The organism is Tenacibaculum sp. TB-56 (genome assembly GCF_059716275.2).
In genome coordinates this window covers 229093-247367 of the sequence record NZ_CM201367.1, presented here as the reverse complement: position 1 = coordinate 247367, position 18275 = coordinate 229093, and the positions used below count along the sequence as shown (strand labels likewise).

At 33.6% G+C, this 18275-nt stretch carries 16 protein-coding genes; 5 read left to right on the top strand and 11 right to left on the bottom strand.

What is annotated here, in order from left to right; translation table 11 throughout:
* Positions 1-143 precede the first annotated feature (143 nt).
* From AC3VI6_RS01120 to AC3VI6_RS01090, 7 genes are all read right to left on the bottom strand, one after another.
* Entirely contained in the window at positions 144-2369 is a 2226-nt protein-coding gene (locus AC3VI6_RS01120) for an NADP-dependent isocitrate dehydrogenase (RefSeq protein ID WP_497704872.1), read from the bottom strand.
* Between the two features lie 706 nt (positions 2370-3075).
* Positions 3076-3423 (bottom strand): 50S ribosomal protein L19, encoded by a 348-nt coding sequence (gene rplS, locus AC3VI6_RS01115; protein ID WP_274633975.1) that lies wholly within the window; start codon positions 3421-3423, stop codon positions 3076-3078.
* A 126-nt stretch (positions 3424-3549) separates the two neighbouring features.
* Positions 3550-4224, bottom strand: coding sequence for a tRNA (guanosine(37)-N1)-methyltransferase TrmD (trmD, locus tag AC3VI6_RS01110; RefSeq protein ID WP_497704871.1), 675 nt, complete (start codon positions 4222-4224; stop codon positions 3550-3552).
* A 30-nt stretch (positions 4225-4254) separates the two neighbouring features.
* Entirely contained in the window at positions 4255-5115 is an 861-nt protein-coding gene (locus AC3VI6_RS01105) for an RluA family pseudouridine synthase (RefSeq protein ID WP_497704870.1), read from the bottom strand.
* A gap of 195 nt (positions 5116-5310) precedes the next feature.
* Entirely contained in the window at positions 5311-6990 is a 1680-nt protein-coding gene (ggt, locus tag AC3VI6_RS01100) for a gamma-glutamyltransferase (protein WP_497704869.1), read from the bottom strand.
* Between the two features lie 6 nt (positions 6991-6996).
* Entirely contained in the window at positions 6997-7584 is a 588-nt protein-coding gene (locus AC3VI6_RS01095; protein WP_497704868.1) for an acyl carrier protein phosphodiesterase, read from the bottom strand.
* A gap of 63 nt (positions 7585-7647) precedes the next feature.
* Positions 7648-9111, bottom strand: coding sequence for an aminoacyl-histidine dipeptidase (locus AC3VI6_RS01090; RefSeq protein WP_497704867.1), 1464 nt, complete (start codon positions 9109-9111; stop codon positions 7648-7650).
* Between the two features lie 71 nt (positions 9112-9182).
* Here AC3VI6_RS01090 and recR point away from each other — a divergent pair, with 71 nt between their 5' ends.
* Positions 9183-9800, top strand: coding sequence for a recombination mediator RecR (gene recR, locus AC3VI6_RS01085; protein WP_497704866.1), 618 nt, complete (start codon positions 9183-9185; stop codon positions 9798-9800).
* A 30-nt stretch (positions 9801-9830) separates the two neighbouring features.
* Here the strand turns inward: recR and AC3VI6_RS01080 are convergent, their stop codons facing one another.
* The 4 genes from AC3VI6_RS01080 to AC3VI6_RS01065 are packed head-to-tail and all read right to left on the bottom strand — an operon-like array spanning position 9831 to position 12870.
* Positions 9831-10421: a CopD family protein gene (locus tag AC3VI6_RS01080; RefSeq protein WP_497704865.1), complete on the bottom strand. Its 591-nt coding sequence runs from the start codon at positions 10419-10421 to the stop codon at positions 9831-9833.
* A 2-nt stretch (positions 10422-10423) separates the two neighbouring features.
* Entirely contained in the window at positions 10424-11452 is a 1029-nt protein-coding gene (gene hemH / locus AC3VI6_RS01075; RefSeq protein ID WP_497704864.1) for a ferrochelatase, read from the bottom strand.
* Between the two features lies 1 nt (position 11453).
* Positions 11454-11969, bottom strand: coding sequence for a TrmH family RNA methyltransferase (locus tag AC3VI6_RS01070; RefSeq protein ID WP_497704863.1), 516 nt, complete (start codon positions 11967-11969; stop codon positions 11454-11456).
* 16 nt (positions 11970-11985) lie between these two features.
* On the bottom strand, positions 11986-12870 hold the full coding sequence (locus tag AC3VI6_RS01065; RefSeq protein ID WP_299008391.1) for a helix-turn-helix transcriptional regulator: 885 nt from the start codon (positions 12868-12870) through the stop codon (positions 11986-11988).
* Positions 12871-13081: 211 nt separating this feature from the next.
* Between AC3VI6_RS01065 and hemA the strand changes: the two genes are divergently transcribed.
* The 4 genes from hemA to hemL all read left to right on the top strand — a co-directional run bounded on the left by hemA (position 13082) and on the right by hemL (position 18264).
* The gene (gene hemA, locus AC3VI6_RS01060; RefSeq protein WP_497706560.1) at positions 13082-14353 is read left to right on the top strand and encodes a glutamyl-tRNA reductase; all 1272 of its coding nucleotides are present in this window, start codon (positions 13082-13084) and stop codon (positions 14351-14353) included.
* Positions 14337-15923: a hydroxymethylbilane synthase gene (gene hemC / locus AC3VI6_RS01055; RefSeq protein ID WP_497704862.1), complete on the top strand. Its 1587-nt coding sequence runs from the start codon at positions 14337-14339 to the stop codon at positions 15921-15923. Before hemA ends, hemC begins: the two co-directional genes overlap by 17 nt.
* A gap of 3 nt (positions 15924-15926) precedes the next feature.
* The gene (hemB, locus tag AC3VI6_RS01050; protein ID WP_435255180.1) at positions 15927-16892 is read left to right on the top strand and encodes a porphobilinogen synthase; all 966 of its coding nucleotides are present in this window, start codon (positions 15927-15929) and stop codon (positions 16890-16892) included.
* A gap of 79 nt (positions 16893-16971) precedes the next feature.
* Positions 16972-18264: a glutamate-1-semialdehyde 2,1-aminomutase gene (gene hemL / locus AC3VI6_RS01045; RefSeq protein WP_497706559.1), complete on the top strand. Its 1293-nt coding sequence runs from the start codon at positions 16972-16974 to the stop codon at positions 18262-18264.
* Positions 18265-18275: the final 11 nt, after the last annotated feature.

Below are 18275 nucleotides of genomic sequence, written 5' to 3'. Positions count from 1 at the left end.
TATTATATGAAGCCTAACAATATTAATGGGGTATTATATAATAATTTGGGGGAATTATTAGTAAGTTGTTTGGTTTTCTTATTTTAAACAAAAAAGCAGGTGAGAAATCACCTGCTTTTTGTTTTATAAGTTGTTATACTATATTAAATGCTTTGTAAAATAGTATTGAAAGTAGCACTAGGACGCATAACATTGTCAGCTAAACCATCATTAGGTTCGTAGTAACCACCAATGTTTACCGCTTTTCCTTGAACAGTGTTTAATTCATTTATAATTGCAGTTTCTTCAACAGCCATTTTTTCAGCAACAGGAGCGAATTGAGCTTTTAATTCAGCATCGTTGTCTTGAGCAGCTAATGCTTGAGCCCAATACATAGCTAAATAAAAGTGAGAACCTCTGTTGTCTAACTCTCCAGTTCTTCTTGAAGGCCCTTTTTTGTTATCTAACAACTTGCTTGTTGCATCGTCTAAAGTTTCTGCTAAAACTTTTGCTTTATTGTTGTCATTTGTTTCACCTAAGTGTTCTAAAGAAACCGCCAACGCTAAAAACTCTCCTAAAGAATCCCAACGTAAGTGATTTTCTTCTACTAATTGCTCAACGTGTTTAGGAGCAGATCCACCCGCACCAGTTTCAAATAATCCACCACCATTCATTAATGGTACGATAGATAACATTTTAGCTGAAGTTCCTAATTCTAAAATAGGGAAAAGGTCCGTTAAATAGTCACGTAATACGTTTCCTGTAACAGAAATAGTATCTTTTCCTTCTTTAACTCTTTCTAAAGTATATTTAGTAGCTTCTACTTGCGATAAGATTTTAATTTCTAAACCAGTAGTATCGTGATCTTGTAAGTATTTTTCTACTTTTTTGATGATTTCTGCATCGTGTGCTCTTTCTTTTCCTAACCAGAAAACAGCAGGAGTGTCAGTGGCTCTTGCACGAGTAACAGCTAGCTTTACCCAATCTTGGATAGGTGCATCTTTAGTTTGACACATTCTCCAGATATCACCAGCTTCAACAGTGTGCTCTAATAAAGTAGTTCCGTTTGCATCGATCACTTCAACTTTTCCATCAGCAGCAATTTCAAAAGTTTTATCGTGAGAACCATATTCTTCAGCTTTTTGAGCCATTAATCCTACGTTAGGAACGGTTCCCATAGTAGTTGGATCAAAAGCACCATTTTTGATACAAAAATCGATAGTTTCTTGATATAATCCAGCATACGAACTATCAGGAATTACCGCTTTGGTATCTTGTTGTTTTCCTTCTTTATTCCACATTTGTCCTGAGGTACGAATCATTGCAGGCATAGAAGCATCAATAATTACATCTGAAGGAACGTGTAAGTTGGTAATTCCTTTGTCAGAATTTACCATTGCTAAATCAGGATTGTTAGCATAAACAGCTTCAATATCAGCTAAGATTTCTGCTTTTTTATCAGCAGATAATTCTTCTAGATTGCTTATTAAGTTTCCGAATCCGTTGTTTACATCTACACCAATTTCTTTGAAAGTTTGGCTGTGTTTAGCGTATAAATCTTTAAAGAAAACACGAACAGCATGTCCGAAAATGATAGGATCAGAAACCTTCATCATGGTTGCTTTCATGTGTAAAGAGAATAATACTCCTTTGTCTTTAGCGTCTTTAACTTGCTCTTCTAAGAAAGTTAATAAAGCTTTTTTACTCATTACAGAAGCATCTATAACTTCTTCAGCTAGTAAAGAAACTTTTTCTTTTAAAACAGTTTTGTTTCCGTTAGCATCAGTGTGTACAATTTGTACATCAGTAGCATTTGGTACAGTAACCGATTTTTCACTATGAGCAAAATCACCTGATGTCATTGTAGAAACGTGTGTTTTAGAGTCAGCACTCCAAGCTCCCATTGAATGAGGATTCTTTTTTGCGTAGTTCTTAACAGCTTTAGGAGCTCTACGGTCAGAGTTTCCTTCACGTAACACAGGGTTTACTGCAGAACCTTTTACTTTATTATAACGTGCTAAAACAGCTTTTTCTTCATCGGTAGTAGCTTCTTCTGGGTAGTCAGGTAATGCGTAACCTAAAGCTTGTAATTCTTTAATAGCAGCTTTTAACTGAGGAACAGAAGCAGAAATATTAGGAAGTTTAATAATGTTAGCTTCTGGTTTTGTAGCTAAGTCACCTAAAAAAGCTAAAGCATCTTCTACTTGTTGTTCTTTTGTTAAGTAGCTTGAAAAATTAGCAAGAATACGACCCGCAAGAGAAATATCTTTGGTTTCTATTTCTATGTTAGATGATTTTGTAAAAGCTTTTACGATAGGTAAAAACGAACGAGTAGCTAATGCAGGAGCTTCATCCGTTTTTGTATACATAATTTTAGCAGTCTTATTCATATTTATATGTAATAATTAAATTATATTTTGAAGTGAGGCAAATTTAAGAATAACGAACGAGTTTTCTAATGCTAAATTATTATTAATTAAGGGGTTTTATTGTGAAAATGATAATATGATGGACTAAAATGAAGATTTCGTTATTAAAAAAAAAGCCATATCAAACAATTTCTTGTAATTAACATGGCTTTCCTGAAATAGTAAGGGCACTGACTTGTATTGCTACATCATCAAATAAAACAGTGTTTATGTTTCTTCCGTAGAAAAAACTACATTACTACTTCAAATTTGAAGCTTCATTTTATAAAAAATCTATTTATAAAACTACTACTTCGATGTTTTTAAACAGGTTTGCTAAATTTAAAACCAATAATACTTATAAACTTATAACTAGAAAATTATAAATTACTAATAACTTACAATTAATCAAAAATTACGATGGTACTTAGCTCTTTAGTTTAAAAACGAAAAATATATAAAGAACGTTACTTTAAATGGTTTACTTTGTGTGATTAATATAGTTGAACTATTTTCTGACGTCACTTATTTGTAAACTCTTTCCCAAATATAAGAAGATTTTCTGGAATCCCAATGGTTTTAACTAGTTAGTTATCAACAGGTTGAGAGGGTGGGTTTATTAACAAAATGTGCATAAAAAAAGCACTGTGAAACCACAGTGCTTTTGCTTCTTAAACGAAAGAAAATCTTAGTGTCTTCTTTCTTTAATTCTTGCTTTCTTACCAGTAAGACCTCTAAAGTAGAAAATACGAGCTCTACGTACTTTACCTCTTTTGTTAACTTCGATCTTTTGAATAGATGGTAAGTTGATAGGGAAGATACGCTCAACACCTACGGTACCAGACATTTTTCTGATAGTAAATGTTTCAGAAGCTCCACTACCTCTTTTTTGGATAACAACTCCTCTAAAGAACTGAGTACGAACTTTATCTCCTTCTCTAATTTCGTAGTACACTGTAATAGTGTCTCCAGCTGCGAATTCTGGTAATTCGTTTTTTGTTACAAATTCGTCTTGAACAAATTTTACTAAATCCATTTCTATAATTATTTATGGTTGCGTAAAAGCAACATACACGATTTTTTCGTCAGAGGTTGATTTTAGTGGCTGCAAATTTAAGATTTTTATTTTGATAAAAAAAATAAATAAATAGCTGATTATTAGTTAATCTAACAAGTCAGGTCGTATTTCTTTGGTGCGTTTATACGCTTGTTCTGAACGCCACTCTTCAATTTTAGGAAAATTACCTGATAATAATACTTCTGGTACTTTCATGCCTTCATATTCAGAAGGTCTTGTGTATACGGGTGGTGATAACAAATTATCCTGAAAACTATCCGTTAAAGCAGAAGTTTCATCGCCTAAAACACCAGGAATTAATCGAATTACGGCATCACATAAAACTGCTGCAGCAAGTTCGCCTCCGGTTAATACATAATCGCCAATAGATATTTCTTTGGTAACATATTTATCACGTACACGTTGGTCGACACCTTTATAATGTCCCGTTAAAATGATGATATTTTCTTTTAAAGAAAGTGTGTTTGCAGTAGCTTGGTTTAAAGTTTTAGCATCAGGAGTCATGTAAATTATTTCATCATAAGTTCTTTCTGATTGCAGCTTATCAATACATTTCGCAATGGGTTCAATCATTAAAACCATACCTGCACCTCCACCAAATTGGTAATCGTCTACTTGACGATAGTTGCCAAAACCGTATTCTCTTAAATTGTGAAAATGAACTTCTGCTAAGCCTTTTTCAATAGCTCTTTTCATCATTGAGTTTTCAAAAGGGCTTTTAATTAAGTCGGGTTCTACTGTGATAATATCTATTCGCATGCGGCAAAGATATATCTTTTAAAGGAGATTTTACTGAGAGAATATTTTTTTGAATTTCTTCGGAAGTTCTTTCGTAATCGTTATTTTTTCTTCGGAAAAGGGATGCTTAAAATCGAGTGTAGAAGCATGAAGAAATAACCCTTTTCCATTTAAGATTAGGTCTTCTAAAAAGTATTCTTTGTCACCTAAAATAGGATTACCAATAGCAAAAAGATGCTTGCGTAATTGATGTTTTCTTCCTGTTTGAGGTTGAAGTTTAACTAGATTCAAGAACTCAAATCTTGGAGAAGCGACTGTTTGAAGAATTTCGTAGTTTGTAGTAGCGCTTTTACCATCAATAGGTAAATCGATTTCTCCGTTTCGTTTCATTTTACCAATGCAAATTGCGTGATATGTTTTTTGAATTTCTTTTTGCTCAAAAAGTTTATTCAAAGCAATGATACTTTCGGTTGTTTTTCCAATGAGTAACAATCCACTAGTCGGATAATCTAATCGATGTACTGGTCTGGGACGAGTGGCATTTGGTAAGCTGCTTTTTTGTAGATTTTGAGTAAGTGCGTTGTCAATCGTAGCAAAAGAGTTTCCGCTAACTAAAATTCCTGCTGGTTTATATACAATAGCTAAATAATCATCTTCAAAAAGAACTTCTAAAGGAAAATGGAAGTGTTTTTTATTAGTGTTGTCTTCAGCTTGAAATAATTCAATGGTTTCGTTTCCTTTAATAAATAATGCGGTAGTAGCAGGTTTTCCGTTAACAAATATCAAATTATTCTTAATAGCCTTTTTTAGTCCAGATTTTGTGGGTAATGAAGCAAAAATACCAGTTCCATATTCTTGTAATCGAATAGGAGTTTTTAAAAGAGGAACTTTATGAGTTTCTAATAACTGCATATCTGTTTGTTGAAGTGGTAAAAGTGAAAAGTGAAAAGCGAAAAAAAATTATGAAATTATTTGTGATATAAGTGTAAAAAAATAAACTTCCTAAAGCCTAAAGCCTAAAGCCTAAAGCCTAAAGCCTAAAGCCTAAAGCCTAAAGCCTAAAGCCTAAAGCCTAAAGCCTAAAGCCTAAAGCCTAAAGCCTAAAACCTAAAACCCTACCGCAGTATCATCCCCTCTAGGATCAGCACCACCTTCTAGTTTTCCATTGGGAAGTACTAAAATAGCATCTACTTTACCAATAACAGGTGAGTTTGTTTCGTCTAGTTCGTATCCGAGTAGTTGTAGCTCTTTTTTTACTTCTTCGTTAAAACCATTAGGTTCCATTTTAATTACATCAGGCAACCATTGATGGTGAAAGCGTGGTTGATTTACTGCTTCTTGCATTCCCATGTCAAATTCATGCACATTTAAAATGGTTTGTAATACAGATGTGATGATGGTTGAGCCTCCAGGGGTTCCTACAACCATATACAAGTTTCCGTTTTTCTCTACAATGGTAGGAGTCATAGAACTTAACATGCGTTTTTCAGGTTCTATTTTATTAGCTTCAGCACCTACCAAACCAAACATATTTGGTACCCCAGGTTTGCTTGAAAAATCATCCATTTCATTGTTTAGGAAGAATCCTAAATCTGAACAATATAATTTAGAACCGTAAGCTCCGTTGATGGTTGTGGTGGCTGAAATAGCATTTCCAAATTGATCAACAATAGAGTAGTGGGTAGTTTCGTCGCTTTCAATCATAGTAATGCTTCCGTGAGAAACATTGGTTGAAGGAGTCGCTTTTTCAAAAGAAAAATCATCCATTCGATTTTTTGTATACTCTTTACTTATAAGTGTTTTAACTGGAATCTCAACAAAATCAGGATCTCCTAAGTAAAAACTTCTATCAGCATAAGCTCTACGTTCAGATTCGGTGATTACTTGCATCGCTCTTGTTGAATTATGTCCGTATTTGTCTAGATCAAACGGTTCAATTCCATTCATAATTTGTGCTAAACAAATACCTCCACTAGCGGGTGGTGACATAGAAATGATTCGTAAATCGTCATAGGTAAAAGTTATCGGAGTTCTCCATTTGGCTTCATACTTAGCTAAATCTTCTTCTGTCATAATTCCACCGTTGTCTTGCATAAAAGCAACTAAGCGTTTAGCAGTTTCTCCTTTGTAAAACTCATCACGACCGTTTTTTGAAATGCGCCCTAAGGTTTCTGCTAGAGCAGGGTATTTAATAGTGTCACCTTTTTTCCAAGATTTATCAAAAAGAATAGAGTCTTTATTCGCTTTTAAAAAGTAGTGTTGATATTTTTTAATGCGGTCTTCTTGTTTTTGAGTAACTATAACGCCTTTTTTAGCTAAGGCTATAACTGGTTTTAAAATTTCTTGTATAGGTAATGAACCAAATTTTTCGTGTGTAGCAAAAACTCCAGCTACTGTACCGGGTATTCCAACAGCCATAGCGCCTAAGGTACTTTTATTTTCAATTACATTTCCTAAGCTGTCTAAATACATGTTTTTATGAGCGGCAAGAGGTGCTTTCTCACGATAATCTAACGCGCCAATTTCTCCTGAATTTTTGCGGTAGACCATGAATCCGCCACCGCCTATGTTTCCTGCATACGGATAAGCAACTGCCAATGCTAGTTCGGTAGCAACCATGGCATCAAAAGCATTTCCTCCTTTTTGTAAGATATCTGAACCAATTTGTGAAGCTTCTTTACGGGCAGAAACTACCATAGCCTTTTCAGTAATTGTACCTACAACTTTTTCTTTTTTACAGCTATATAATACTGTGAGTGTTAAAAAAAATAAGAATGCTTTTTTCATGTGTTGTTAACTTAGTTCTTTTAGTTTTTGATTAGAAAATGCACGGAGATCTTCAAAAAAAGTAGTGAAATCATTTTCAAAAATTTGATAATTCTCTAACAAATCTCCAGTAGCTAAATTCATTTTTGATTTCCCATTAGTGCGTCTATTCATTCCGTTTAGCACTTCCTGAATCCCTTTAGCATATTGATAATTATATAACCAGTTATACTGTATCATGTAGGGTAGCATTTCTTGTGTTTTTTCAGGAAGAATATCAATATTGTCTTGAAGTAAATTATAGACAGAATTAACATAGATGCCTAATGGAACTTGCGAATAATTTTTCCAGTTTTTGGCTAAATAATGATCGTAAAAAATATCGATAATTACTCCGTCATAATGACGATATCTTTCGTGAAGGCGACGCTTACTAATCCTAACAATTTCATGCGCATCTGTATAGGTGTCTATTTCTCGGTGTAGTAAAATACCTTTTTGAATATCTTCATGATAATGAGAAAAGTTTTTCCCTTTTACATGATCGGCAATAAAGTTACCAATCATTATATTGGTGTTGTTATCGGAAAGATATAGATGCGCTAAAAAATTCATTTTATAAATGTAAACAAAAAACCACAACTGAAAAGTTGTGGTTTGAAAGTTTATGTATGAAATTTAGTTTTTTACTGGAGTGTTCTTTAAAATCTCTAGTAAAAACTTCCAGAATTTTTGCGTTGATGATATTTGTGCGCGCTCATCAGGTGAGTGAGCTCCTTTAATATTAGGACCGAAAGAAACCATGTCCATTTCTGGGTAGTTTTGACCTAAAATACCACATTCTAATCCTGCATGACAAGCAGCTACAATAGGTTTTTCGTTATGCAATTCTTCATATAAATCTGTTACCGTTTTTAAAATTTCAGAGTTTACGTTTGGTAACCATCCTGGATACGAACCAGAAAACTCTACGTCAAAACCTGCTAATTCAAAAGCTGAACGTAATGAGTTCGCTAAATCCCATTTATTAGTTTCAGAAGAAGAACGAGTTAAACATCCAATTTTAATAGCTCCGTCTTTTACAATAATACGAGCAATGTTGTTTGAAGTTTCTACTAAACCTTCAATATCAGGACTCATACGGTATACGCCATTTAAAGCTGTGTAAACAGCTTTAATTAATCCTTCTTGAATCCCTAAATCCATTACAGTTTCTGGAGTGTCAACTTCTTTCAATTCAATAGAAAGATTAGGTTCTAATGTTAAAAACTCAGCTTTGATGTTGTTGATAAGCTCATGTATTTCAAATAAGAAAGGTTCTTTAGAAACAGCATCAATAACTACAGTTGAAAAGCTTTCGCGAGGAATAGCATTACGTAAACTACCTCCGTTAATTTCTGAAACACGTAATCCGAAGTTTGTAAAACCATCAAATAGTAAACGGTTCATTATTTTGTTGGCGTTTCCTAAACCTTTGATGATATCCATTCCTGAGTGACCACCATTTAACCCAGTAACAGAAATTTCATAAGCAATGGTGTTTTCAGGAGTGGTTTCTTCGTTATAATCTCTAGTAGCGGTAACATCTACACCACCAGCACATCCCATTCCTATTTCATCATCCTCTTCAGTATCTAGGTTTAATAAAATTTCACCTTGTAATAAACCACCTTCAAGTCCCATAGCACCTGTCATACCTGTTTCTTCATCAATTGTGAATAAAGCTTCGATAGCAGGGTGAGGAATATCAGTAGATTCTAAAACTCCCATGATAGCGGCAACACCTAAACCGTTGTCGGCTCCTAATGTAGTTCCGTCAGCTTTAACCCAATCACCATCTACAAACATTTTAATTCCTTCGGTGTCAAAATCAAAAACAGTATCAGCATTTTTTTGGTGTACCATATCTAAATGGCTTTGCATAACGACTGTTTTACGGTCTTCCATTCCAGCTGAAGCAGGCTTACGAATAATTACGTTACCTACTTTGTCAACCATAGTTTCAAGGTTTAATTTTTTACCAAAATCAACCATGAATTGAATGACTCTTTCTTCTTTTTTTGATGGACGAGGAACTGCGTTTAAATCTGCGAAATTTTTCCAAACAGCTTTCGGTTCTAGGTTTCTTATCTCTGAATTCATTGTGAATTGTTTGTTTAATTTTAAAGCTACGAAGATACTTAATCCTTATTGAAAAATTGTAAATTCGCAGCATGGATTTTTCGTCAAAATTATTAGAAAATGCAGTAAATGAAGTAAGTCGATTACCTGGAATTGGTAAACGCACTGCACTTCGCTTGGTGTTGCATTTATTGAAACAACCGAAAGAGAATACGAAGTATTTAACAGAAGCATTGACGCATTTACGTAACGATGTAAAATCGTGTAAGAAATGTCATAATATTTCTGATACAGTGTTATGTGATATTTGTAGTAATCCGAAGCGAAATGCTGAGATTGTATGTGTGGTAGAAGATATTCGTGATGTAATGGCGATTGAAAATACAGCACAATACAGAGGTCTGTATCATGTGTTAGGAGGAAAGATTTCTCCTATTGAAGGGATTGGTCCTCAAAATTTACAGATTGAATCATTAGTAGAAAAGGTAAAAGAAGGAGAGGTGAAAGAATTGATCTTTGCCTTAAGTTCTACGATGGAAGGTGATACGACCAACTTTTATATTTACAAACAGATAGAGCAATACGGAATTACAACTTCAACGATTGCTAGAGGAATTTCGGTAGGAGATGAGTTGGAATATGCAGATGAGGTTACTTTAGGAAGAAGTATTGTGAACAGGATACCGTTTGAACAATCGATAAAGGGATAAAAAAAGTGAAGTTTTAAACTTCGCTTTTTTCTAATTATCTAATTTTTCATCCTCATCAATCAACTCTTGCTCGAATTTATCCCACGATTTTTTAGCTCTTACTTTTTTATAATAACGAATACCAATCATCAATAATACTCCAAATAATATAATTCCTACCACACCCCAAATCCAATTAATAGCACTTTTTAAAACGACTAAAAACACAACAGCAAATAAAATTACAGTTGGAATTTCATTAAACATGCGGAGTTTATTAGGTGTGTATTTAACCTCATCACGTTGTAGTTCTTTGTAGATTTTGTGACAAAATCCGTGGTAAAAATACAGCGCTAATACAAAGGCTAATTTTACATGCATCCAAGGCATTTTTAAGTAATAAGGATTTTTATATAGCATCCAAAAAGCAAAAAAACTCGCTATAAATAAAGAAGGCCAAGTAATAATGTACCATAAACGTTTAGACATTAACTTGTATTGGGTTTGTAATATAGACTTGGCTGGTTCGTCTTTTTTTTCAGCTTCTACATGGTAAATAAATAAGCGACCTATGTAAAATAACCCGGCAAACCAAGTTACTACAAATATAATGTGTAATGCTTTTACGTATAAAAAGTCCATAATTAATTCTTATTAAAATCATTAATCCATCCTGCTAAAACATTTACCCATTCATCGTTGTCGTTAATACAAGGAACTGTATGAAACTCTTCACCACCAGCTTCCAAAAATTCATGTTTGCCCTCCATTGCTATTTCTTCTAAAGTTTCTAAACAATCAGAAACAAAGGCAGGAGTTACAATAGCTAACTTTTTAATTCCGTCTTTTTCAGCTTTATTTACAATTGTTCTATCAGTATACGGTTGTAACCAAGGATCTACTCCTAAGCGAGATTGAAATGAAGTGGATACTTTATTTTCGTCTAAACCTAATTCAGAAATCACATTTTTAGTAGTTTGATAACATTGGTGACGGTAACAATACTTATGAGCTTCAGAAGGAGTGTTACAACAACTTAAATTTCCTGCCTCAGGGTTACAGTGCGATTTAGTGATGTCAGATTTTCTGATGTGTCGCTCTGGTACTCCGTGATAAGAAAATAAGATATGGTCGTAGTCTTTATCAGCTAAATAATCTTTTATGCTGTTAGATAAAGCTTTAATATATTCTGGTTTGTTGTAAAAAGCAGGAACATCCGTAATTTTCATGTTAGGGAAGAATTCTTTTCTTAATTCTTCAGCTAAAACCAAAATAGTCTCAGTGGTCGCCATAGCAAACTGAGGATATAACGGAACTAATAAAACATCCGTAACACCTTTGTCGTGTAGTTCTTGTAATCCACTTTTGATAGATGGATTTCCGTATCGCATTGCCAAAGCAACGGGTAGTTCTGTTTTTGCTTGTACTTTGTTTTGTAAGCGTTCTGATAATACGATTAGGGGAGAACCTTCTTTCCACCATATTTTTTGATATGCTTCTGCCGATTTTTTTGGGCGTGTATTTAAAATAATACCTCTAACAATAAATGCACGTAACCAAAATGGAACGTCAATAACACGTTCGTCCATTAAAAATTCATCTAAGTACTTTTTTACGTCTTTAGGGTTTGTGCTTTTTGGTGAGCCAAGGTTTACTAATAAAACTCCTTTCATACTATTTCAAGTTCTTTTCTTTTAACTGATTTGTCGTTTCGTATAATGCGATAGCTAAACTGTGAATTACATTCATGCTAGAATTTCTTCCGTACATTGGTATCGCAACTGTTGTGTCTACCAAATTAACATTTTCTATGCCGTTTCTTTCGCTACCCAAAAGTAACACAATTTTCGAATGTGGACTGAAATCGTAATCGCTAATATTTATACTTTTATCGGTAATTTCAATTCCAATAATCGTGTTTCCTTCTTCTTTTAATTGATGGATAAGTTGTTCAAAATCGTTATACGTATTATGTGATATTTGTTGAATCGTATTTCGAGCAGTTTTCTTAACAATTCTGTTCTCTATAGAAGGAGAACTTTCGTGTAAATAGATTTTAGATACCCCAAAACTTTCTGAAATGTGAAAACACATTCCAATGTTTTCAGGAGTTCGGATAGCGTCACAAACAATAGTTATAGGAAAACTTTGTTGGTTGTTTTCTATGTCGTAATGAGTTAGTTGTTTCATCTTTTTCTGTTTTCTTTTATTGTTGTAAACTCATTACATATTGTTTAGGTGTAGTGCCAAACTTCTTTTTAAATGCAGCAATAAAGTGACTAGAAGTACTGTAACCAACATGTAATCCAACCTCATTTACATTGTATTGATTACTTTCTAAAAGTTTACGAGCATGATCCATTTTGTAATCAAACAAGAAGCTATATACCGTATCTCCATAAATTTGTTTGAAACCTTCTTTTAATTTTTTAAGATTTAATCCTACTTCATTAGCTAGGTCTTGTAAACTTGGTGGTTCACTCATTCTAGAGATAATAATGTCTTTTGCTTTTCTAATTTTTAAAACTTCTCTGTCATCAATTAGGAAAGGGCAATACTCTTCGCTGGTATTTTCTCCGCTATCAAAATGTAAACTCAGTAGTTCGTATGTTTTTCCTTTAATATAAAGGTCTCGCATAGAACTTTGGTTTTGAGCTGTTAATATTTGCTGAAGCACAAATAATACATTCGGATTTATTTCAGCGTTGTCATAATACTTTTTGTTCTTATTGTTTTCACTTAAAAAAGGAATGTAGCTCGCTTCTTTAGAAAAAAACGTGTGGAACTTTTCAATAGAAATCAACACAGAAACTAGTGAGGTTTTTGGTAAAATTTCTAAGTTAATAGGAAGGTTTTGTTGGGGGTTGTATAAGAAAATAGAATGCTTATCTAATACGTTAAAAGTATAGCTGTTGTTGTTAAAATGAAACTTACAATTACCTTTAACACAGTAGTGTAGTTGTATGTAGGAGTTGTCGATATCTCTTTTGTAAAACTCAGTCTCATCAGAGTTGTTTTGAAATTTTAGCACAAAAAAACCCTTTTCTAGCGAAACTTCTCTAAATGTACTTTCTGCGATATTTTTTGACATAGATTCTATGTTTTTTTTAAAGCTTGTTATTTAGAATGATTCTAAAATAATATATCTCTACAAGCCTAATTTACTGCAAAAATACACTTTTGAATAGGTTTTTGGTGTGTTTTTAGGTGAAAAAGCAAATAGCGACATTAAAAGTTCTTTTAGCGATACTTTTTTTTATTCAATATTTATATTTTTGACCGACTTTTTTGAAGAAGACTCAATGACAGTAGAAAACAAACAACAAGGCAACTTATACAACATAGGCGTTAGTTATAAAAAAGCTGATGCTGCAATTAGGGGGAAGTTTAGCATTTCTAAAGAAAATCAGAAAGCACTTTTAAAAGAAGCGAAGCAAAACGGTGTAGACGGTATTTTTGTGCTGTCAACCTGTAACAGAACAGAAATCTGTGGTTTTGCCGAACATCCTTTTCAGCTAATTAGTATGTTGTGTAAATATTCAAACGGAACTGTTGAAGAATTTGCAGACGTATCTAACGTATACAAAAACAACGAAGCTATTAACCATTTATTTAGAATGGGAACTGGTTTAGATAGTCAAATTTTAGGAGACTATGAAATTGTAGGTCAGTTACGTCAAGCTTTTAAACAAGCAAAAAAGTTAGGAACTACCAATGCGTATTTTGAGCGTTTGTTAAATCACGTTATGCAAGCGAGCAAGCGTGTTAAAAATGAAACAAAATTAAGTTCAGGTACCACTTCAGTATCGTATGCTGCGGTACAGTACATTATCAATAATTTACCAGATTACAATTCGAAAAATATTTTAGTTTTCGGATTAGGTAAAATGGGAAAACACACCTGTAAAAATTTAGCAGAATACACGCAAAACAAATCGGTAAGTTTAATTAATAGAACAGAAGAGAAGGTTTCTGAGTTTGTAAAAGAACATCCGTTAATTAGAGATGCTAAGTACGCTGATTTAACAGCTGAGGTACATAATACAGATGTGTTAATTGTCTCTACAGGAGCTAGTTTTCCAACAATCACGAAAGAATACATTCCTGCAGATAAAGAATTGTTGATTTTAGATTTATCGATGCCTGCGAATGTTTCCAAAGAAGTAGCTGAGTTAGAAAATGTAACTATTGTAAATGTTGATGACTTATCTAAAGTTACTGATGAAACTTTAGCAATTCGCCAACAAGAAGTTCCAGTTGCTGAAGCAATTATCGATACTCATAATCAGGAGTTTCAAGAGTGGTTAAATCACAGAAGATTTACACCAGCTATTACAGCGTTAAAAGAATCATTACAAACGATTCAACAAGACGAAATAGCTTTCCATAAAAAGAAAATTAAAAATTTTGATGAAGAACAAGCAGAAATATTAACATCAAGATTTATTCAAAAAATAACTACACAATTTGTAAAACACTTAAAAGACGAAGAAACTTCGGTAAATACAAGTATTGAAGTAATGGCTAAAGTGTTTGGTGCAAATTTACAAGCGATCCATGCAGAAGACAATTAGAATAGGTACACGTGATAGCCAATTGGCTATGTGGCAAGCAACAAAAGTTCAAAAACTTTTAGAAGAATTAGGACATGAAACTAAAATAATACCCGTTAAATCAGCGGGTGATTTAATTTTAGATAAACCCCTTTATGAGTTAGGAATCACAGGAATTTTTACGAGAATTTTAGACATCGCTATGTTAAATAATGAAATTGACATTGCGGTGCATTCTATGAAAGATGTTCCTACAATATTGCCAGAAGGTATCATACAAGCTGCGGTTTTAAAGCGTGCTAATTATAACGATATTTTGTTGTTAAAAGATAATGAAGAATTCATGTCGCAACCAAATGGAGTGATTGCAACGGGTAGTTTACGTAGAAAAGCACAGTGGTTAAATCGTTATCCAACGCATACAGTAGAAGGGTTACGAGGAAACATCAATACACGTTTACAAAAGTTAGAAGATAATAATTGGAACGGAGCTGTTTTTGCAGCAGCAGGATTAGAACGTGTAGGATTACGACCAAAAGGAGCAGTGAACTTAACATGGATGATTCCAGCTCCAGCTCAAGGAGCAATCATGATAACTGCTTTAGATGAAAACGAAGAAATTAAAGAAATTTGTGCTGAGTTAAATGATAAGGATACCGAAATCTGTACGGGTATAGAACGTGAGTTTTTAAATCGTTTAGAAGGAGGTTGTACAGCACCTATTGGAGCTTTGGCTTTTATCAACGAAAAAGAAAATGAAATAAACTTCAAAGGAATTTTACTAAGTAGAGATGGGAAGAAGAAGATTGAAGTTAGTAAAAAAGTAAAAGTAGGTAAGCATAAATTTGTAGCAAAAGATTGCGCAAATTATGTGATAGATAAGGGTGGTAAGCTAATTATGATGGAAGATGAAGGGATTGAAAAGCAATTTTCAGTTTATTCAACCAAAAAATTATCAGAAGCACAAAAGAAATTATTACCAACAACTATGCATGTTGAGGATAGTGATTTTATTAAAATCCGTTTTAATAGAATTGCTCCTAAGGTAATTAAGAATGGAATAGAGAATGTAATTATCACCAGTAAAAACGGAGTAGAAGCACTTTTAAACTCTTTTACTTCAGAAGAATTACAGTTCAAAAATATTTACTGTGTTGGTCGAAGAACTAAAAAGTTAATCGAACAACGTATTGGTAAAGTAGCTCATTCAGAAAATAATGCTAAAAAATTATCTGAATACTTATCAAAAGAATTAAAAGGACAAGAAGTTACTTATTTCTGTAGCGATTTACGTTTAGATACACTTCCTATGCTTTTAAAAGCAAACGGAGTTACAGTAAATGAAGTAGAAGCTTATAAAACCATGTACAGTCCAACTAAGGTTGATGAGAAGGTAAACGGAGTATTATTCTACAGTCCATCAACAGTAGAAAGTTATATGGAAGAAAACGCTGCTGATAAAATTGCATTTTGTATAGGTGAAAGTACGGCGGAAGAAGCTAAAAAGCATTTTAAAGAAGTGCAAGTAGCGAAAATGCCAACCGTAGAAAGTGTTATAGAGTTAGTGAACTTACACTTTGTTAAAAAATAAACTATGTTTAGAACTCGAAGACTAAGAAAAACAGAAAACATCCGTCGTTTAGTTAGAGAAAACAAACTATCGGTTGATGATTTTATATACCCATTATTTATTGAAGAAGGAACAGGCATCGAAACTGAAATTCCTTCAATGCCAGGAATCAATCGTTATTCGTTAGATACCATTTCTAAAGAATTAGATGAGGTTGTAGCATTAAAAATTCCAGCAGTTTTGTTATTTGGAATTCCATCTAAAAAAGATGATGAAGGTACCGAAACATGGAATGATAATGGAATCATGCAACAAGCTATCCGATTCATTAAAAAGAATTATCCGAGTTTATATGTAATTACCGATGTGTGTTTTTGTGAATACACCTCACATGGTCACTGCGGTGTAATACACGATAATGATGTAGATAACGATGCAACTCTAGTAAACTTAGCGAAGCAAACAGTATCGCATGCCAAAGCAGGAGCAGATATGGTAGCCCCATCAGGAATGATGGACGGTGCTATAGCTATGATGCGTGAAGCATTAGACAATACAGGTTTTGCGAACTTACCAATCATGGGATATTCTGTAAAATACGCTTCAGGATTCTATGGGCCTTTCAGAGAAGCAGTAGATTCAGCACCATCGTTTGGAGATAGAAGAACCTACCAAATGGATCCTTCTAATAGAGATGAAGGTTTACGTGAAGCAACTTTTGATGACGAAGAAGGAGCAGATATTTTAATGGTAAAACCAGCTTTATCGTATTTAGATATCATCAGAGATTTAAAAAATAATTTCGATAGACCAATTGCTTGCTATAATGTAAGCGGAGAGTATTCAATGATAAAAGCAGCTGCTGAAAAAGGTTGGATTGACGGTGAAAAAGTAATGATGGAAAGCTTATTGTCTATGAAAAGAGCAGGAGCAGATATTATCATTACGTACTTTGCTAAAGAAGCAGCGAGATTATTATTGAAAAGTTAAACTGTTTAATTGTAAAACTGTTACTTTGAGCGCAGTCGAAAAGTTTCTATTACACGATTAAACAAATACACAAATACACATTATGTTCAAAAAATCACAAGAATTATATAACAAAGGATTAGTGAACCTAGTAGGAGCGGTAAATTCACCAGTACGTGCATTTGCATCCGTAGGAGGGAATCCTTTATTTATAAAAAAAGCGAAAGGAAGTAAAATTATTGATGTTGATGATAATTCGTATATCGATTTAGTATTGTCTTATGGCCCAATGATTTTAGGACACCGTCATAAAAAAGTAGAAAAAGCTATTAGAAAAGCTTTGAAAAATGGGTATTCTTTTGGAGCATCAACAAAAGGTGAAATTAAATTAGCAAAAATTGTTTGTGATGCTTTCCCTGGAATGGACAAAGTTCGTTTTGTAAACTCTGGTACAGAGGCGGTATTAAGCGGAATTCGTTTAGCGAGAGCGTTTACAGGAAAAGATAAAATTATAAAGTTTGCAGGTTGTTATCACGGGCATCAAGATGCTTTATTAGTAGCTGCAGGTTCTGGTTTAGCTACGTTGAGTTTACCAGGTAGTAAAGGAGTACCAGAAGGGGCTGTAAAAAATACCTTGATTGCAAATTACAACGATTTAGAAAGTGTAAAAGCACATTTTGAAGCGCACGATGATATTGCAGGAGTTATTTTAGAACCTATTGCAGGAAACATGGGAGTAGTAACTCCACAAGATGACTTCTTAAAAGAATTAAAAGAGTACGTAAACTCAAAAGGAGCTTTATTAATTATTGATGAGGTAATGACAGGTTTCCGTTCTAAGTTTGGAGGAGCTCAAGAAGTGTTAGGTGTTGAAGCTGATATTACTTGTTTAGGAAAAGTAATTGGAGGAGGTTTTCCAGTAGGAGCCTATGGAGCACGTAATGAAATTATGGAAACAGTAGCTCCATTAGGAGGAATGTACCAAGCAGGAACTTTATCAGGAAATCCAATTGCCATGGCAGCAGGAATTTCAACTTTAACAGAATTAAAGAAACAAAATCCGTACGAAAAGTTTAACGAGATTGCTCAAATTATTGAGGTATTCTTATTGGAATCAGCTAAAAAGCATGGGGTAGAAATCACAGTTAACCGATTTGGTTCGATGATTAATCCGTTCTTTACCAATAAAAAAGTAACTAACTTTGAAGAAGCACAAACTTCAGATACGAAGAAATATGCTACTTTCTTTTGGGAAATGACTAGAAATGGTGTGTTTTTACCTCCAAGCCAGTTTGAAGCATGGTTCTTGTCTTCAGCATTAACTGAAAAAGATATTCAAAAGATTGCAAATGCCATTGATAAGTCGATGGAAGCAGTAGGGAAAGTTAGTTAAAAGTTAAAAGT